The sequence below is a fragment of the Pseudomonas tremae genome, assembly GCF_001401155.1.
In the GTDB taxonomy this organism is placed as follows: domain Bacteria; phylum Pseudomonadota; class Gammaproteobacteria; order Pseudomonadales; family Pseudomonadaceae; genus Aquipseudomonas; species Aquipseudomonas tremae.
Genome location: NZ_LJRO01000200.1, coordinates 65665 through 80065, shown reverse-complemented (window position 1 = coordinate 80065; position 14401 = coordinate 65665). Strand labels below are relative to the sequence as shown.

The following is a 14401-nucleotide window of genomic DNA, read 5'->3' as shown; positions in this document are numbered from 1 at the left end:
TTTTCAACGATCTGGGCATGTAGCTGGCAGCCGATCAGGCGGCGCTTCGGGATTGGCAAAGCGAACACGAACACAAGATCCAGATCGCCCAGACCGTCGCCACCCTGTGCGGCGCAGAGAGTGAAACGGATAAACTGCCTGCCTCGGTGCGCGACAATACGCTACGAACGCATCAGTACCTGAGCGAGCTTGAAGCCTACTTTGAGCAGTGCATCCTTGAAGAGGCACAGATCAGCAGTAGCAACGTTCCAGGAGATTTTCTGCTGCTGCCGGACATGTTCAAGAGCCTGGACATGCGCAAGTCAATTCAGACCCGTTCCGGCAGCGCTTTGCCGGTGCGGCAACATACATCGTTGCGTTAGGTGTCCGCCAAAAACCATCTACAACTACACAATAAAAACCGACTGTACCCACCTGGATTAATACCTCCACTACCCCGACTTCGCCTCGTCCTTATTCAAAGGCATCGCCATAGCCGTCATCCTCGTATTCGTTCTCATCGCCGCCCTGACCGGATCGATACTTTTCCTGATCGGTCCGGTAGCCGTTGCATTTGTCGCAGCCGTCAAACTGCTAAATTGGGAAAACTCCATTCACCACGAACAAAGCCTGTCATGGGGCGAATATAACTACGTCACCGTCGACCGCAAGCGTCTGATGATCATCACGCACCGCACCGACGTGACGCTGGGCTTCGAGGCCCGCTTCCAGCACGAGGTACTGTTCAACAAATACCTCAGCTTTCTGCACACCGTGCTCCCCTCCACTGCCGAGTTCACCGAAAAAGCCTGGAAGTGGTAGTGCGCTCCAGATAACGTACACCCCGGAATTCAAGCCCTACTTGCCAAGGCCCCTCATGATCCAGATCCGCCCTATGACCCCGGAAGACTTCGACAACTTCTGGCCCACCTTTCAGGCTGTTGTCGTCACTCAGGAAACCTACGCGTTCGACCCAGCAATCACTCAGGATCAGGCACGCGATCTATGGATGAAGCTGCCACTGCACACGCTTATCGCCGAGGAAGACGGTCAGCTTCTGGGCAGCTACTACCTCAAGGCCAATGCGGCAGGTCCGGGCAATCATGTCTGCAACTGCGGCTATATGGTGGCGGACGCAGCAAGAGGCCGGGGTGTAGCGCGGTTGATGTGCGAGCACTCGCAACAGCTCGCGCGGGACAGCGGCTTTCTGGCGATGCAGTTCAATTCGGTGGTTGCCTGCAATGAGGTCGCCGTGGCGTTGTGGGCCAAGCTGGGTTTCGAGACTGTCGGGCGTTTGCCCAAGGCTTATCGACACGCCCGCCTGGGGTTGGTGGACTGTCTGGTGATGTTCAAATGGCTGGCTGAAGCGCCAGTGCCTGCAGAGCCGGTGCAACCCAAGCTGATAGGTCGCAAGAATATCGAGTCGGTGGTGTCGCGCCCGCGTCGAAAATAAGCACAAATAAAAACGGGGCTCGCACAACAAACTGGCGGCCCCATTTCGGTACTGCTAGCGCTTATTTACCAGCGCTCACCTCGGGCTGCTTCTGCAGCAATACCCGCGTCACTCGACGCTCCTCCACGCCCACCACTTTCAGGTCCCAGCCCTGCCAGGTCAGGCTGTCACCCGTAGAGGGCAGACGGTCCAGCAAGCTCATTACCAGCCCGGCCAGGGTCTGATAGTCGTCGGTCGCCTTGGCCTGAAAACCGGTCCGCTCGCGAATCAGGCTCAGGTTCAAGGCACCGGAGACCACGAAGTCCTCACCCTGCGCAACGATGTCCGGGCCTTCCACTTCACTGGCGTCAGGCAACTGGCCAGCAATGGACTCCAGAATGTCGGTCATGCTGAGCACGCCGATAAAGTCACCGAACTCGTTGACCACAAACGCAATGTGGGTCGACTCCTTGCGCATCTGTTCCAGTGCATTGAGGATGGTGAAGCTTTCAAGCAGATTGATGGCCTTGCGTGACACCAGTTTCAGGTCAGGCTGATTACCGGCCAGCAACTCCTTGAACAGTTCTTTCTTGTGTACAAAACCCAATGGCTCGTCGATGCCGCCCTCGCCAATCAATGGCAGTCGCGAGTATGAAGAGTGCATCAGATTCAGGCGAATCTTCTCGGCATCGTCGTTCAGGTCGATGTAGTCGATCTCGGCCCTTGGCGTCATCACAGTACGAATCTGCCGCTCCGCCAGCTGCAGCACGCCGCTGATCATGACCCGCTCACGCCGATCGAATACCGGCTCGGTGCTTTCGCCCTCAAGGATGTCGGTGATTTCCTCATCGACATCGCCAGGCTCGAGCCTGCGGCCGCCCAGCAAACGCATTACCGCATGAGCGGCACGCTCACGACGTGGCAAGTGACCATGCGCAGACTTCTTGCTGCGCTTGCGAGCGATCTGATTGAACACTTCGATGAGGATCGAGAAGCCGATCGCCGCGTACAGATAGCCTTTGGGAATATGGAAACCCAGGCCTTCGGCAGTCAGGCTGAAGCCGATCATCATCAGGAAGCCCAGACACAGCATGATCACCGTCGGGCGACTGTTGACGAATTTGGTCAGGGGTTTGCTGGCAATCATCATCAGGCCGATGGAGAAGATCACAGCGATCATCATCACCGACAGGTGTTCGACCATACCGACCGCGGTGATCACGGCATCCAGCGAGAACACGGCGTCAAGCACCACGATCTGCGCCACGATGGGCCAGAACAACGCGTAGCCCGCGTTACCGGCGCGCAGGGCAACGTGGCCTTCCAACCGTTCGTGCAGTTCCATGGTGGCCTTGAACAACAGGAACACGCCACCAAACAGCATGATCAGGTCACGCCCGGAGAAGCTTTTGTCGAAGACCTCGAACAACGGCTCGGTCAGCGTCACCATCCAGGAGATGCTCGCCAGCAGGCCGAGGCGCATGATCAACGCCAGAGAAAGACCAATGACGCGCGCCTTGTCGCGTTGTTCAGGGGGCAGTTTATCGGCAAGGATGGCGATGAACACCAGGTTGTCGATACCCAGCACCAGTTCAAGCACGATAAGCGTCAGCAGGCCAAGCCATGCCGTGGGATCAGCGATCCATTCCATGGTAGTTATGCAGCCTCACGAGAAAAATGACAGAGAGTGGCGTTGGTTACTGTAGACCAGACGTGATCGCGAACTTTCAGACACAGCTTTGCAGCGTCAGGACGCGAGGCCCTGCCGGAATCAAAACAGTTCAGAAGGCTGGATAACTCAGTATCGGGATGGGGCGGCCTGCTCGGTAAGAAGGAAATCACCGGCCAACCATGAGCAATGAAAGGAGGACAACTCGGAGGCTCCTGAAGGGTATTCATACAGTCCTGAAAATCAATACGGGCGCTGATCGTACAATACACACAGATGTTTCGTACGCTGGAGAAGTATTACAAGACTTGACCATTCAGTACCTGCCTGGAGACCGACATAAAGGCCCAGAGCGACGTTTTGTCACACCTCCAGGCACGACCAGTTGTCTGACAACGGCTGCTCACGGGTAGATGGTGCAGGCCATTTGTTTTAAAATGTTTCCATAGCGTCAGGCAGACGCTGTGTCTTTTGCGAATTGTCCAACCTCGCCATTCACTGCTCGCCTGATCAGAATCATAAAAAGAAAGCCCGTCATAGACGGGCTTTTTTCGTTTTCAGCTTTTGCATCCGGTGCCGCTTCCGGCATCACAGCAAGCCGTTTTTTCAACATTTGAGGTGATATCCCCATGCTGCGTATAGTTGTCGTTCATCTGTTCCAGTGGTTCAAACGCCTGTCTTCCGCCCTGCTGTTCCGTAGCGCAGAAGACAACTACTCTCGTAGCTTCACGCGGGAGAACGACGATGAAGGCCGCTGGACCTTTGTTTCGATTGCCATTGTTCTGACCCTGAGCCTGTACTGCCTGGCAGGCCTCGGTTACTACGCCAAGACCAACATCTGGGACGGCTTCACCCAAGCGCAGAAAGAAAACATCGCTCAGGCCATGATCGTCAGTTCGCAGAACCTCTGAGCAGCCCAGTGTGACATCCGGACGGGGAAGCAAATGCTTCCCCGTTTTCGTTCTGGTGGCTTGCCACAGACTGCAATTTCTGCGAGAACGCCACCCCGAGACAAACACTCACTGGATAACCAGCAATGAGCAATGACTTACAGGTAACCGACCTGCAACTCGGCGACGGCAAGGAAGTGGTCAAAGGCGCGCTGATCACCACTCATTACACCGGAACCCTGAACGACGGCACGGTGTTCGACTCTTCGCATCAGCGCGGCAAGCCATTCCAGTGCGTGATTGGCACAGGGCGCGTCATCAAGGGTTGGGACCTGGGCCTGAAGGGCATGAAGGTGGGCGGAAAGCGTAAATTGTTTGTGCCAGCGCATCTCGCCTACGGCGACAGAGTTATGGGCGCGCACTTACCACCCGGTTCCGACCTGACTTTCGAGATAGAGCTACTGGAAGTGCTGACCCGCGACGATTGATTACCTGTCCTGAGGGCTTAACCTTACTGAAACGACGCCGATATCATTGACTACGCATAAGCCCGATTGCTTGTTATCGCGGAAAAAGCCATGCTCCGGGCATGGAATTCAGGTTTTCCCACAGGAACACGTATGGCGCTCAATAAGTCGACTCAAGAGCTGAAAAAGCACTTGAAAGGCACCGCAACGAATCTCGAAAGTACGGCAGAAGAAATCCTCAAGCTCGCTTCGCAAATGAAAGATGTCGATGTCACGGCCATTCTGCAGATGGTCAATCGACTTTACAGCGACGCTGATCAGCTCAAGGCTTACGCTGATGAAGTGAGGGCGAAAAGAATCGTACGCGCCAAGCCGCTATAAGCAGCTGAAGGCGTCCGCCAGCAACATTTGCGCCGGTACAGAGGTTCTTTGATGCTGCCATCGCCCGCCAACGTCAGCGCCAGTTCAAGGCACCTGCACATGCAGAAATGGCGTGGCCGGGTCGGCATGACGCTGGCTGCCAGCCTTTCGGTGCTGGCGGGTATGACCGATGCCATCGGCTTCATGGCGACCGGCGATTTTGTCTCGTTCATGAGCGGCAACACCACACGCCTCGCAGTCGCTATCAGTGACGGCGACCTGAACGTGACAGCACGTCTAAGCCTCGCGATCTTCACCTTCATCGTTGGCAATGCGCTGGGTGTCGTTGTTGCGCGACTGGGGGGTCGGCGCGCGCTGCCTTTGTTGTTGAGTATCGCCACGCTGTTGTGTGCTGCCGCCGCCTGGCCACTGGAAAGCAACATCCTGGCCCTGGTCTGGGCAATTCTGGCGATGGGCATGCTTAACGCCGCTGTCGAGCAAGTCAACGGGCTACCGGTCGGGCTGACCTACGTAACAGGCGCACTGTCACGCTTCGGTCGCGGTCTGGGCCGCTGGATGCTCGGGGAGCGCCGGGATGGCTGGCGCATTCAGTTAATACCCTGGGCCGGCATGTTCATCGGCGCGGTGATCGGCGCAATCCTTGAACAGCGTCTCGGTCTTGATGCCTTGCTCGTCAGTGGCAGCCTGTCCGCGCTACTGGGGCTGGTGTCATTGAGCATCCCCCACCGCTGGCAGCGCCGATACATGCCCCGCTGAATGCCGAGATTCCCATTCGCTGAAATACGTTTACCATACGGCGCCTTTCATAACCGACCGCTGTCATGACCCCTGAAGCATTAAGCATCCTGCAACAGCACCTGCTCAACGCCCTGAGCGACGTTCCCGATGAAACCCGCCGCCTGTTCCACGGACGTGGCCGCGTGTGGCCGGGGCTGGAGCACATCACCGTGGACTGGATGCAGGGCATGGTGCTGGTCTGCGTGTTCAAGGAGCCGCAACCGGGCGAGCTGGAAGCACTCACGCACGTGCTGACCGGGCTGATCGACACACTTCAGTGGCAGCAAAGCCAGGCTCACACCCTGTTGCTGCAGCACCGCTATCTGCCGCAGAGCACCACACAATGGCTGACTGGCGATGTGGTGGACGAATGGGTGATCACTGAGAATGGCTTGCGCTACAAGGTCGATTTCGGCAAAAAGCAGAATAGCGGCCTGTTTCTGGACATGCGCTACGGGCGGGACTGGGTGCGGGCCCAGGCCAAGGGCAAGCGCATCCTGAACCTGTTCGCCTACACCTGCGGCTTTTCGGTCGCCGCCCTCGCCGGTGGTGCGGACCACGTGGTGAATCTGGACATGGCGCGCGCGGCACTGAATCGCGGGCGCGAGAACCATCGGCTTAACGATCACGATCTGAGCCGAGTGACGTTTCTGGGGCATGACCTGTTCAAGTCATGGGCCAAGGTGACGCGCTCGGGGCCTTACGACCTGATCATCATCGACCCGCCTTCCTTTCAGAAAGGCAGCTTCATGCTCGACAAGGACTACCAGCGGGTATTGCGTCGCTTGCCGGAATTGCTGGAAGAAGACGGTTTGGTACTTGCCTGCATGAACGACCCTGCGACAGGCCCGGAATTTCTGATCGAACACACGGCGGTCGAAGCCCCCTGCCTGCGCTTTCAGGAGCGCCTGGAGAACCCTCCGGAGTTCCCGGACGACCGCGTCGATGGCGGGCTCAAAGCTCTGGTATTCAAAGCTGAAGGCTTGAGCCGGACAGGATGGGCGTAACGGTTACTGAAGCGCTTCCCGGTCTGCAGCTTATTCCGCCTGCCCGAATACCTGACTCGGCCGGCGCAGCGACGGGTCGAACGGGTTGATCTTCGCACTGATCGCCGTCGCTTCGCGCTTGAGCAGCTCTACCACAGTCGAAAGGCGGTCAGGTCCTAAACGGTCGCTGATCGTCGCCACGCTGAGTGCCGCCACCGCGCGTCCGCTGCGGTCTAGAATCGGCACCGCCAGCCCCGCCATGCCCGGCAGCGCGCCGGTGTTGCGGCCCGCATAGCCGAGACGCCGTACGTTGTCGACCTCAGAGCGCAGAAACACTTCGTCGTACAAGTGGAAGTCTTTGAGTCGTGGCAGGTTGTAGGCAATTACCGTTTCTCGCTCGTCTTCTGGCAGAAACGCAAGAATGGCCAGGCTGCCCTGCCCCACACCCAGTGCGACACGACCGCCAATGTCGCCGGTAAAGGTGCGAATCGGGTATGGGCCTTCGCTGCGGTCCAGGCAGATCGCATCAAAACCACTGCGCGCGAGCAGGAACAACGAGTCTCCCAACGATGCCGACAGACGCAACAGGCTCGGCCGCACAACATCGCGCAGGTTGCCTGTATTGCCAGCACGCGCCGCCAGCGCAAAGAACTCGATGCTCAAACGGTAGCGCTTGCTGAGCAGGTCCTGCTCGACCATGCCCTCATCCATCAGGCTGCGCAACAAGCGATGGGTGGTGGGCTGTGACAGCCCGACGCGCTTGGCCAGTTGGGTGACCCGCTCGCCGCCTTCGTCACAGTCACCCAGGCAACGCAGTACGGCAAACAGTCGTGAAACAGCGCCCACACCGACTTCTGCAAGCACGCTATTCCTATCAGTGGAATTATTCATGAAAATATCTCGCTTATTTTCCACCTGATGAATTAATCCGAATAAATATGTTATTCAGTGAAATTCCTTGTTGAGCGCATCCTAGCCTTCGCCCTACTCTCAGTCCACAGGGGCGATTTGAACAATCATCGGTAGCCGACTCAGAGCGAGCGCCAACGTCCACAGAATTGCATGACTTCATTTCGCATCTGCCCATGACAAACGCGTGCCACGGCACGCACGCATAAAGGTGGAAGCAGGCATGGCATTTCTGCAGCTGGAAGGTCTCTCCAAACGTTACGGTTCCATAGACGCCGTGGTTGCCACTCACCTGGCGGTGGACAAGGGCGAGTTCGTCTCGTTGCTCGGCCCTTCCGGGTGCGGCAAAACCACCACCCTGCAAATGATCGCCGGCTTCGTTGAAGTGAGTGACGGACGCATCGTGCTCGACGGCCGCGACATAACCCACGCCAAACCCAGCAGCCGTGGCCTGGGCGTGGTATTCCAGAGCTACGCGCTGTTCCCGCACATGACAGTGGCCAACAACGTGGCGTTCGGCCTGCGTATGCGCAAGGTGCCTGAAGCAGACCTCCAGACGCGGGTCAGCAAGGTGCTGCAACTGGTGCGTCTCGATCAGCACGCGGAGCGCTATCCACGTGAACTGTCCGGCGGCCAGCGGCAGCGGGTTGCGCTCGCCAGGGCGCTGGTGATCGAGCCGCCGGTGCTGCTGCTCGACGAGCCGTTGTCCAACCTGGACGCCAACCTGCGCGAAGAAATGCAGTTCGAAATCCGCCGTATTCAGAACGAAGTGGGCATTACCACGCTGATGGTGACTCACGATCAGGCAGAAGCCCTGTCGATCAGTGATCGGGTGGTGGTCATGCAGGCCGGACGCATTACCCAGATCGACGAGCCGTACAAGCTGTACGAACACCCTCGCACGCGCTTCATTTCGGGCTTTGTGGGCAAGGCCAATATGCTGCCTGGCGACCTGGACAGCAGCGGCTGCCCACAGATTCGCCTGCTGCCTGGCGACGGTGCGCTGACCCTGAGCTTGCGTCCCGAGAAAATTGACCTGGTTGCATCAGGCAGTGGTCGTCTTTCAGGGCGAATCGTCACGCGCTACTTCCTCGGCAGCCAGTGGCTGTATCGCCTCCAGACCGACATTGGCGAGATCACCGTGGTCCGCCGCAATGACGGCCAGGCCCCGCTGGAGGAAGGCGCTACAGTCGGTATGGACTGGCCAACCGAGTTGCTGCGCGTACTGGACGCCGATGAGGTGCGCGCATGAGCCTGATGACCGAGATGCGTCAGGGCGGTCGCGGTTACTGGCTGTCGGCGCCTGCACTGGCGCTGTACATCGGCTTGCTGGTGCTGCCGCTGGGTCTCACCCTGCTGCTGTCGTTCAACGTGTTCGACTATCAGGTGGGGGTGAAAAGCGACAGCTACACCTTGGACAACTATGTGGCCGTAGTCACCGATTCGTACTTCTATGAAATCTTCCTGCGCACCTTCTGGATCAGTGCACTGGTAACCCTGTTGTGCGTACTGATCGGCGTGCCGGAAGCCTACATTCTGAGCCGCATGGGCACGCCGTGGCGCTCGATTTTCCTGATTCTGATCCTCACGCCATTGCTGATTTCAGTAGTGGTGCGGGCCTTTGGCTGGAGCCTGCTGCTGGGAGCCGACGGCTTGATCAATCAGGCCATCCAGTTCATGGGCGGTCGCCCGGTGAAGCTGCTGTACACCCCTTTCGCGGTGATCATCGCGCTGGGGCATGTGATGTTGCCGTTCATGATCATTCCGGTCTGGACTTCGCTGCAGAAGCTGGACCCCACCGCCGAGCAGGCCGCGCTGTCGCTGGGCGCCAGTCAGGCGAAAGTGATGCGCCTGATCGTCCTGCCGCAAGTCATGCCCGGTGTGCTGTCCGGCTCGCTGATTGTGTTCGGCCTGGCCGCCAGCTCATTCGCCATTCCCGGACTGCTCGGCGGACGGCGCCTGAAGATGGTCGCCACAGTGATTTACGACCAATACCTTTCGGAGCTGAACTGGCCGATGGGCGCGACTCTGGCCGTGGCGCTGCTGCTGGTCAATCTGCTGGTGATGCTGTCGTGGAACCGCATGATCGAAGGCCGTTACAAAAAAACTCTGGGGGAATGATCCATGTCCAAGAACGGTCCTTTGTCCCTGTCATTTCATGCACTGGTAGTGATCTTCATGATGGCCCCGCTGGTCGTGGTATGCATGGTCGCATTTACTCCGGAAAACACGCTGAGCCTGCCTACTACCAATTTTTCGCTGCGCTGGTTCAAGGCAGTGTTCGAACGCGCAGACTTCATTGACTCGTTCTACAACAGCGTGATTCTGGCGTTCGTGTCGGCAACCCTGGCAACACTGATCGCGGTGCCCGCCGCCCTGGCAATTACCCGGCACACATTCCCGGGCCGCAATTTTTTCAACGCGCTGTTCCTGTCGCCGATCATCATTCCGCATCTGGTGCTGGGTGTGGCTATGTTGCGCCTGTTTGCCCTGATGGGCGTGAACGGCAGTTTCACCTGGCTGATCTTCGCCCATGTGCTGGTGATCACGCCCTATGTATTGCGCCTGGTACTGGCTGCGGCCATCGGCATCGACCGCAGCGCCGAACACGCCGCCGAGTCATTGGGCGCAGGTCGTTTCACACTGTTTCGGCAGATCACCCTGCCGATGATCCTGCCCGGCGTAGCGGGCGGCTGGCTGCTGGCATTCATCAACAGCTTCGATGAGGTCACGCTGTCGATCTTCGTCACCTCGCCCGCCACCCAGACCCTGCCGGTGCGCATGTACGTGTACGCCACTGAATCCATCGATCCGATGATGGCCGCCGTGTCGGCACTGGTCATCGCCCTGACTGCGGCCACCATGATCCTGCTCGATCGGGTCTATGGACTGGATCGCGTGCTGGTCGGCAAACATTAATCCGGAGCTCTGACGTCATGGCACTGCTGAAAAGACTGGTCGAACGCGACCGCCCGGCACTCTCTTTCACGCTCGATGGCCAACCCGCCAGCGGTCTGTTAGGCGATACGCTGTTGACGGCGATCCTGACCACCAGCGAGCACCTGCGCGGCAGCGATTTCAGCGCTGAGCCGCGCGCCGGATTCTGCATGATGGGGGCCTGTCAGGATTGCTGGGTCAGGCTGGGTGATGGCCAGCGAGTGCGCGCCTGCTCGACGTTACTGGAGGCCGGCCATGCAGTGATTCGCGAACCGGGGCGGCGCCTGTGAGCAATCACAAGATTGCCATTATCGGTGCCGGCCCGGCAGGCATTCGCGCCGCGCAGACCCTTCTGGCCCACGGCATAAAAGCCTGCCTGATCGATGAAAGCCTGCGCGGCGGCGGTCAGATCTATCGTCGCCAGCCGGAAAATTTCAAGCGCTCGGCCAAAGCGCTTTACGGCTTCGAGAGCGGCAAAGCGCTTGCTGTCCATCAGACGCTCGATGCACTGGCAGCGCAGATCGACTACCGACCACGGACGCTGGTCTGGAACGCCGAAGACAATCGGCTCGACACTTTGCAGGACGGCTCGGCATCAACTCTCGACTTCACCCGACTGATCGTCGCCACCGGGGCCACCGACCGGGTGCTGCCCGTACCCGGCTGGACACTGCCCGGCGTCTACAGCCTGGGCGCCGCGCAGGTTGCCCTTAAATATCAGGGCTGCGCCATTGGCGAGCGGGTGGTTTTCTGTGGCAGCGGACCGCTGCTGTACCTGGTGGCCTATCAGTACGCGAAGGCGGGTGCAAACGTCGTAGCGGTGCTGGATAGTGCGCCCTTCTCGGCCCAGTGCAAGGCACTGCCGGCATTGCTCGGCCAGCCAGCGACGCTCGCCAAGGGGCTTTATTACCGGGCTTGGCTGACCGCACGGGGCATCCCGATGCATCAAGCTGCGCACCTCACGCGCATCGACGGTGAGCAGCGCGTGAGCGGTGTCCATTGGGAGCGCAATGGCCGATCCGGCCAGTTGAGTTGTGATGCAGTGGCGTTCGCACACGCGCTGCGCAGCGAAACCCAGCTGGCGGACCTGCTGGGCTGCGAGTTCGCCTGGAGCCCATTGAACCGCGCCTGGCTGCCCACCCGCGATGACTGTGGGCGCAGCAGCGTATCAACCGTGTACCTGGCAGGCGATGGCGCAGGAATCATGGGCGCAGACGCCGCAGAGATGGCCGGAGAGCTTGCCGCACTTGCCCTGTTGCAAGACAGCGGAGTCAGCGTGAACGCCTTGCGGATGAGTGATTTGCAGGCCGCCCTGCAGCACATCGAACGCTTTCGCCAAGGACTGGAAACAGCGTTTCCGTTCCCGAAGCAATGGGCCGCGAACGTCCCGGATGAAACACTGATCTGTCGCTGCGAAGAGGTCACCGCAGGAGTTATCCGCAGCACCGTGCAGGACGGCCATTGGGAGATCAATCGAGTCAAGGCCATGTGCCGGATCGGTATGGGCCGTTGCCAGGGCCGCATGTGCGGGCTGGCGGCGGCCGAACTGATCGCCCACGAAAGCGGACGCCCGGTGGATCAGGTCGGTCGCCTGCGCGGCCAGGCGCCCATTAAGCCGCTGCCGTTCGGCGTAAAGACCCTGATCGTGGAGCCGCAGCCATGAGCACACTGATTGAAACCGACGTGATTATCATCGGCGGCGGCATTGTCGGTGCGTCAGCAGCTCTGGCGCTGGCTCGCAAAGGCCAGCGCGTCGCTTTGCTGGAGCGCGATTTCTGTGGCTCGCATTCCAGTGGCGTCAACTATGGCGGTGTCAGGCGGCAAGGTCGCCCGCTGTCACAATTGCCTCTGTCACAACGAGCGCACCAGATCTGGGGCAGCCTGGGTGACCTGATCGGCACCGACGGCGAATACCAGCGTTCTGGCCATCTCAAACTGGCCCGCAGCGAACAGGACATGAATGCCTTGCGTGCCTATGCCGAGGCCAGCCAAGGGTTTGGCCTGGACCTGCAACTGCTCGACCGCGAGCAACTGCGTGCGCGATACCCCTGGGCGGGAGACGTGGCGGTCGGTGCGTCGCTGTGTGCCGAGGACGGCCACGCCAACCCGCGCCTGGTATCGCCCGCGTTTGCCCGCGCCGCGCGTCAGGCCGGCGCGCAGGTGTTCGAGCAGGCGACAGTGGTTGACGTCAGCCATGCCAGCAGTGCTTTCACGGTCAAAACAGCCAATGGACTGACACTGCGGGCTGCCTGGCTGCTTAACTGCGCCGGCGCCTGGGCCGGACAACTGGCGGCGCAATTCAACGAACCTGTGCCGATGTACTCAGGGCATCCGGCGATGCTGGTGACCGAGCCGCTGCCGATGTTCATGGACGTCAGCACAGGCGTCGAGGGCGGTGGTATCTATGCCCGGCAAGTAGCCCGCGGTAACTGCGTGCTGGGCGGTGGGCAGGGCTTCGCCCTTGACCCTGCACGCGCCAGACCGGGCCAGGCTGCGCTGCTGGACATTCTGCGTGACGCCGTCGAACTCTACCCGCCACTCGCCGGCGCCCAGGCCATTCGCACCTGGAGCGGCACCGAGGGCTACCTGCCGGATCGCGAGCCTGTGCTGGGGCCGAGCCTGACTCAGCCTGGCCTTTTGCACGGGTTCGGTTTTGCCGGAGCCGGTTTTCAGATCGGCCCCGCAGCCGGCGAAGCACTGGCCGAATGGGTCTGCGAAGGCTCTTCGGCTATCTCGCTTGAGGCCTTTTCAATAGCCCGCTTTCAGCAATCCCCCCTTCAACGTGAACCCGTTACGAACGTCATCCCATTGCACAGAGGAAGGTCGTCACTATGAAATGTATCAAACATCTTGCCCTCAGCGGTCTGTCGAGCCTGACCTTGGCCGTCTCACTGTTTTCCATGCCTGCGCAGGCTGAGACGACGCTGTATCTGGGCATGAACGGCGGCACCATGGAGCGACTGTATGCCGATCAGGTACTGCCCGCGTTCGAGAAGGCCAATAACGTCAAGGTCGTGATCGTGCCGGGTACCTCAGCCGATATCCTCGCCAAGGTGCAGGCCAGCAAGGACAACCCGCAGATGCACGTGATCTTCCTTGACGACGGCATCATGTACCGAGCCATTTCCATGGGTCTGTGCGACACCTTGCAGCCGAGCGCCAGCCTCGCCGACCTGCCAGCCAAGGCAAAAATCAAGGATCAGGCCGCGGCAGTCAGCCTGGGCGTGACAGGCCTGGCCTACAACACACGCATGTTCAAGGAAAACGGCTGGAGTGCGCCGACCTCGTGGATGGATCTGGCCGACAAACGCTTCAAGGACAAGGTCGTGTTCCAGTCGCTGGCTTCCTCGACCTTCGGGCTGCATGGTTTTCTGATGTTCAACCGCATTCAGGGCGGCAGTGAAAAAGACGTCGAGCCTGGCTTCAAGGCGTGGCCGAAAACAGTCGGCCCGAACGTGCTGGAATATATTGCCAGCTCGGCGAAAATCTCAGAAATGGTGCAGACCGATGAAGCCGCACTGTTTCCATTGACCCCGACTCAGGTCACCGCGTTGAAGATCAAAGGCGTGCCAGTGGAGTACGCATCGCCCAAGGAAGGCGACGTCGTGCTGAATGTGGCCGAATGTGCCATCGCCAACAACAACCAGCCGGAACTGGCGCAGAAACTGGCAGCGTATCTGCTCACCCCCGAGGCTCAGGCGCCGGCACTGGAGTTCGGTGACCAGATCCCGTCGAACCCCAAGCCCCCCACCACCGACAAGACTCGAGGCCAGGTCGAAGCCATGAACAAATACCTCGAAACCGCTGTGACCATCGACTGGGATCAGGTCAATCAGATACGTCCCGAGTGGAACGCCCGCTGGAGCCGTAGTATCGAGCGCTAGCGCGACCACCTGCACGCTGGATGCCCGCATTGGCGGCCAGCGGCAGTGTTTTCAAACCGCTCGGCAAATTATTTCAACTTATTACCGCAT

16 protein-coding genes and 2 pseudogenes are annotated in these 14401 nt (G+C 59.5%); 15 read left to right on the top strand and 3 right to left on the bottom strand.

The genetic code is table 11. The features are described from left to right. The 3 genes and pseudogenes from ALO43_RS31480 to ALO43_RS14425 form a co-directional block, all read left to right on the top strand. A pseudogene (locus tag ALO43_RS31480) lies at positions 1-329 on the top strand (hypothetical protein); the annotation flags it as partial. Positions 330-372: 43 nt separating this feature from the next. Then, positions 373-801, top strand: a pseudogene (locus ALO43_RS14430) (permease); the annotation flags it as partial. Positions 802-856: 55 nt separating this feature from the next. Continuing rightward, on the top strand, positions 857-1432 hold the full coding sequence (locus ALO43_RS14425; protein WP_054997705.1) for a GNAT family N-acetyltransferase: 576 nt from the start codon (positions 857-859) through the stop codon (positions 1430-1432). 61 nt (positions 1433-1493) lie between these two features. On the opposite strand, the gene ALO43_RS14420 is transcribed toward ALO43_RS14425, so the two are convergent. Together ALO43_RS14420 and ALO43_RS14415 are read right to left on the bottom strand one after the other, a co-directional pair. Further along, on the bottom strand, positions 1494-3062 hold the full coding sequence (locus tag ALO43_RS14420; RefSeq protein ID WP_054997704.1) for a TerC family protein: 1569 nt from the start codon (positions 3060-3062) through the stop codon (positions 1494-1496). A 469-nt stretch (positions 3063-3531) separates the two neighbouring features. Beyond that, the gene (locus tag ALO43_RS14415) at positions 3532-3693 is read right to left on the bottom strand and encodes a hypothetical protein (RefSeq protein ID WP_155516065.1); all 162 of its coding nucleotides are present in this window, start codon (positions 3691-3693) and stop codon (positions 3532-3534) included. Positions 3694-3709: 16 nt separating this feature from the next. On the opposite strand from ALO43_RS14415, the gene ALO43_RS14410 reads away from it, so the two are divergent. From ALO43_RS14410 to ALO43_RS14390, 5 genes are all read left to right on the top strand, one after another. Further along, positions 3710-3991: a hypothetical protein gene (locus ALO43_RS14410; protein ID WP_005893212.1), complete on the top strand. Its 282-nt coding sequence runs from the start codon at positions 3710-3712 to the stop codon at positions 3989-3991. Between the two features lie 125 nt (positions 3992-4116). Further along, a complete protein-coding gene (locus ALO43_RS14405; RefSeq protein ID WP_024669127.1) occupies positions 4117-4458 on the top strand; it encodes an FKBP-type peptidyl-prolyl cis-trans isomerase in 342 nt (113 codons plus the stop codon). A 132-nt stretch (positions 4459-4590) separates the two neighbouring features. Continuing rightward, complete coding sequence (locus ALO43_RS14400) at positions 4591-4818, top strand: hypothetical protein (RefSeq protein ID WP_005893216.1); 228 nt, start codon at positions 4591-4593, stop codon at positions 4816-4818. Between the two features lie 51 nt (positions 4819-4869). After that, positions 4870-5574: a YoaK family protein gene (locus ALO43_RS14395; protein WP_024669126.1), complete on the top strand. Its 705-nt coding sequence runs from the start codon at positions 4870-4872 to the stop codon at positions 5572-5574. Between the two features lie 65 nt (positions 5575-5639). After that, a complete protein-coding gene (locus ALO43_RS14390) occupies positions 5640-6602 on the top strand; it encodes a class I SAM-dependent methyltransferase (RefSeq protein ID WP_054997703.1) in 963 nt (320 codons plus the stop codon). A gap of 30 nt (positions 6603-6632) precedes the next feature. On the opposite strand, the gene ALO43_RS14385 is transcribed toward ALO43_RS14390, so the two are convergent. Then, complete coding sequence (locus tag ALO43_RS14385; protein ID WP_053481393.1) at positions 6633-7472, bottom strand: IclR family transcriptional regulator; 840 nt, start codon at positions 7470-7472, stop codon at positions 6633-6635. Positions 7473-7713: 241 nt separating this feature from the next. Between ALO43_RS14385 and ALO43_RS14380 the strand changes: the two genes are divergently transcribed. The 7 genes from ALO43_RS14380 to ALO43_RS14350 are packed head-to-tail and all read left to right on the top strand — an operon-like array spanning position 7714 to position 14311. Then, positions 7714-8742 carry an ABC transporter ATP-binding protein gene (locus tag ALO43_RS14380; protein ID WP_024669123.1) on the top strand — a complete coding sequence of 343 codons (1029 nt, stop codon included), beginning with the start codon at positions 7714-7716 and terminating at the stop codon, positions 8740-8742. Then, entirely contained in the window at positions 8739-9611 is an 873-nt protein-coding gene (locus tag ALO43_RS14375; RefSeq protein WP_054997702.1) for an ABC transporter permease, read from the top strand. Before ALO43_RS14380 ends, ALO43_RS14375 begins: the two co-directional genes overlap by 4 nt. 3 nt (positions 9612-9614) lie before the next feature. Beyond that, complete coding sequence (locus ALO43_RS14370; RefSeq protein WP_053932282.1) at positions 9615-10409, top strand: ABC transporter permease; 795 nt, start codon at positions 9615-9617, stop codon at positions 10407-10409. Positions 10410-10426: 17 nt separating this feature from the next. Then, a complete protein-coding gene (locus ALO43_RS14365) occupies positions 10427-10717 on the top strand; it encodes a (2Fe-2S)-binding protein (RefSeq protein WP_054997701.1) in 291 nt (96 codons plus the stop codon). Beyond that, entirely contained in the window at positions 10714-12090 is a 1377-nt protein-coding gene (locus ALO43_RS14360) for an FAD/NAD(P)-dependent oxidoreductase (RefSeq protein ID WP_054997700.1), read from the top strand. The genes ALO43_RS14365 and ALO43_RS14360 overlap by 4 nt, the downstream gene beginning before the upstream one ends. Further along, entirely contained in the window at positions 12087-13262 is a 1176-nt protein-coding gene (locus ALO43_RS14355; RefSeq protein WP_053932280.1) for an NAD(P)/FAD-dependent oxidoreductase, read from the top strand. Before ALO43_RS14360 ends, ALO43_RS14355 begins: the two co-directional genes overlap by 4 nt. Beyond that, entirely contained in the window at positions 13259-14311 is a 1053-nt protein-coding gene (locus ALO43_RS14350; protein ID WP_054997699.1) for an ABC transporter substrate-binding protein, read from the top strand. The genes ALO43_RS14355 and ALO43_RS14350 overlap by 4 nt, the downstream gene beginning before the upstream one ends. Positions 14312-14401: the final 90 nt, after the last annotated feature.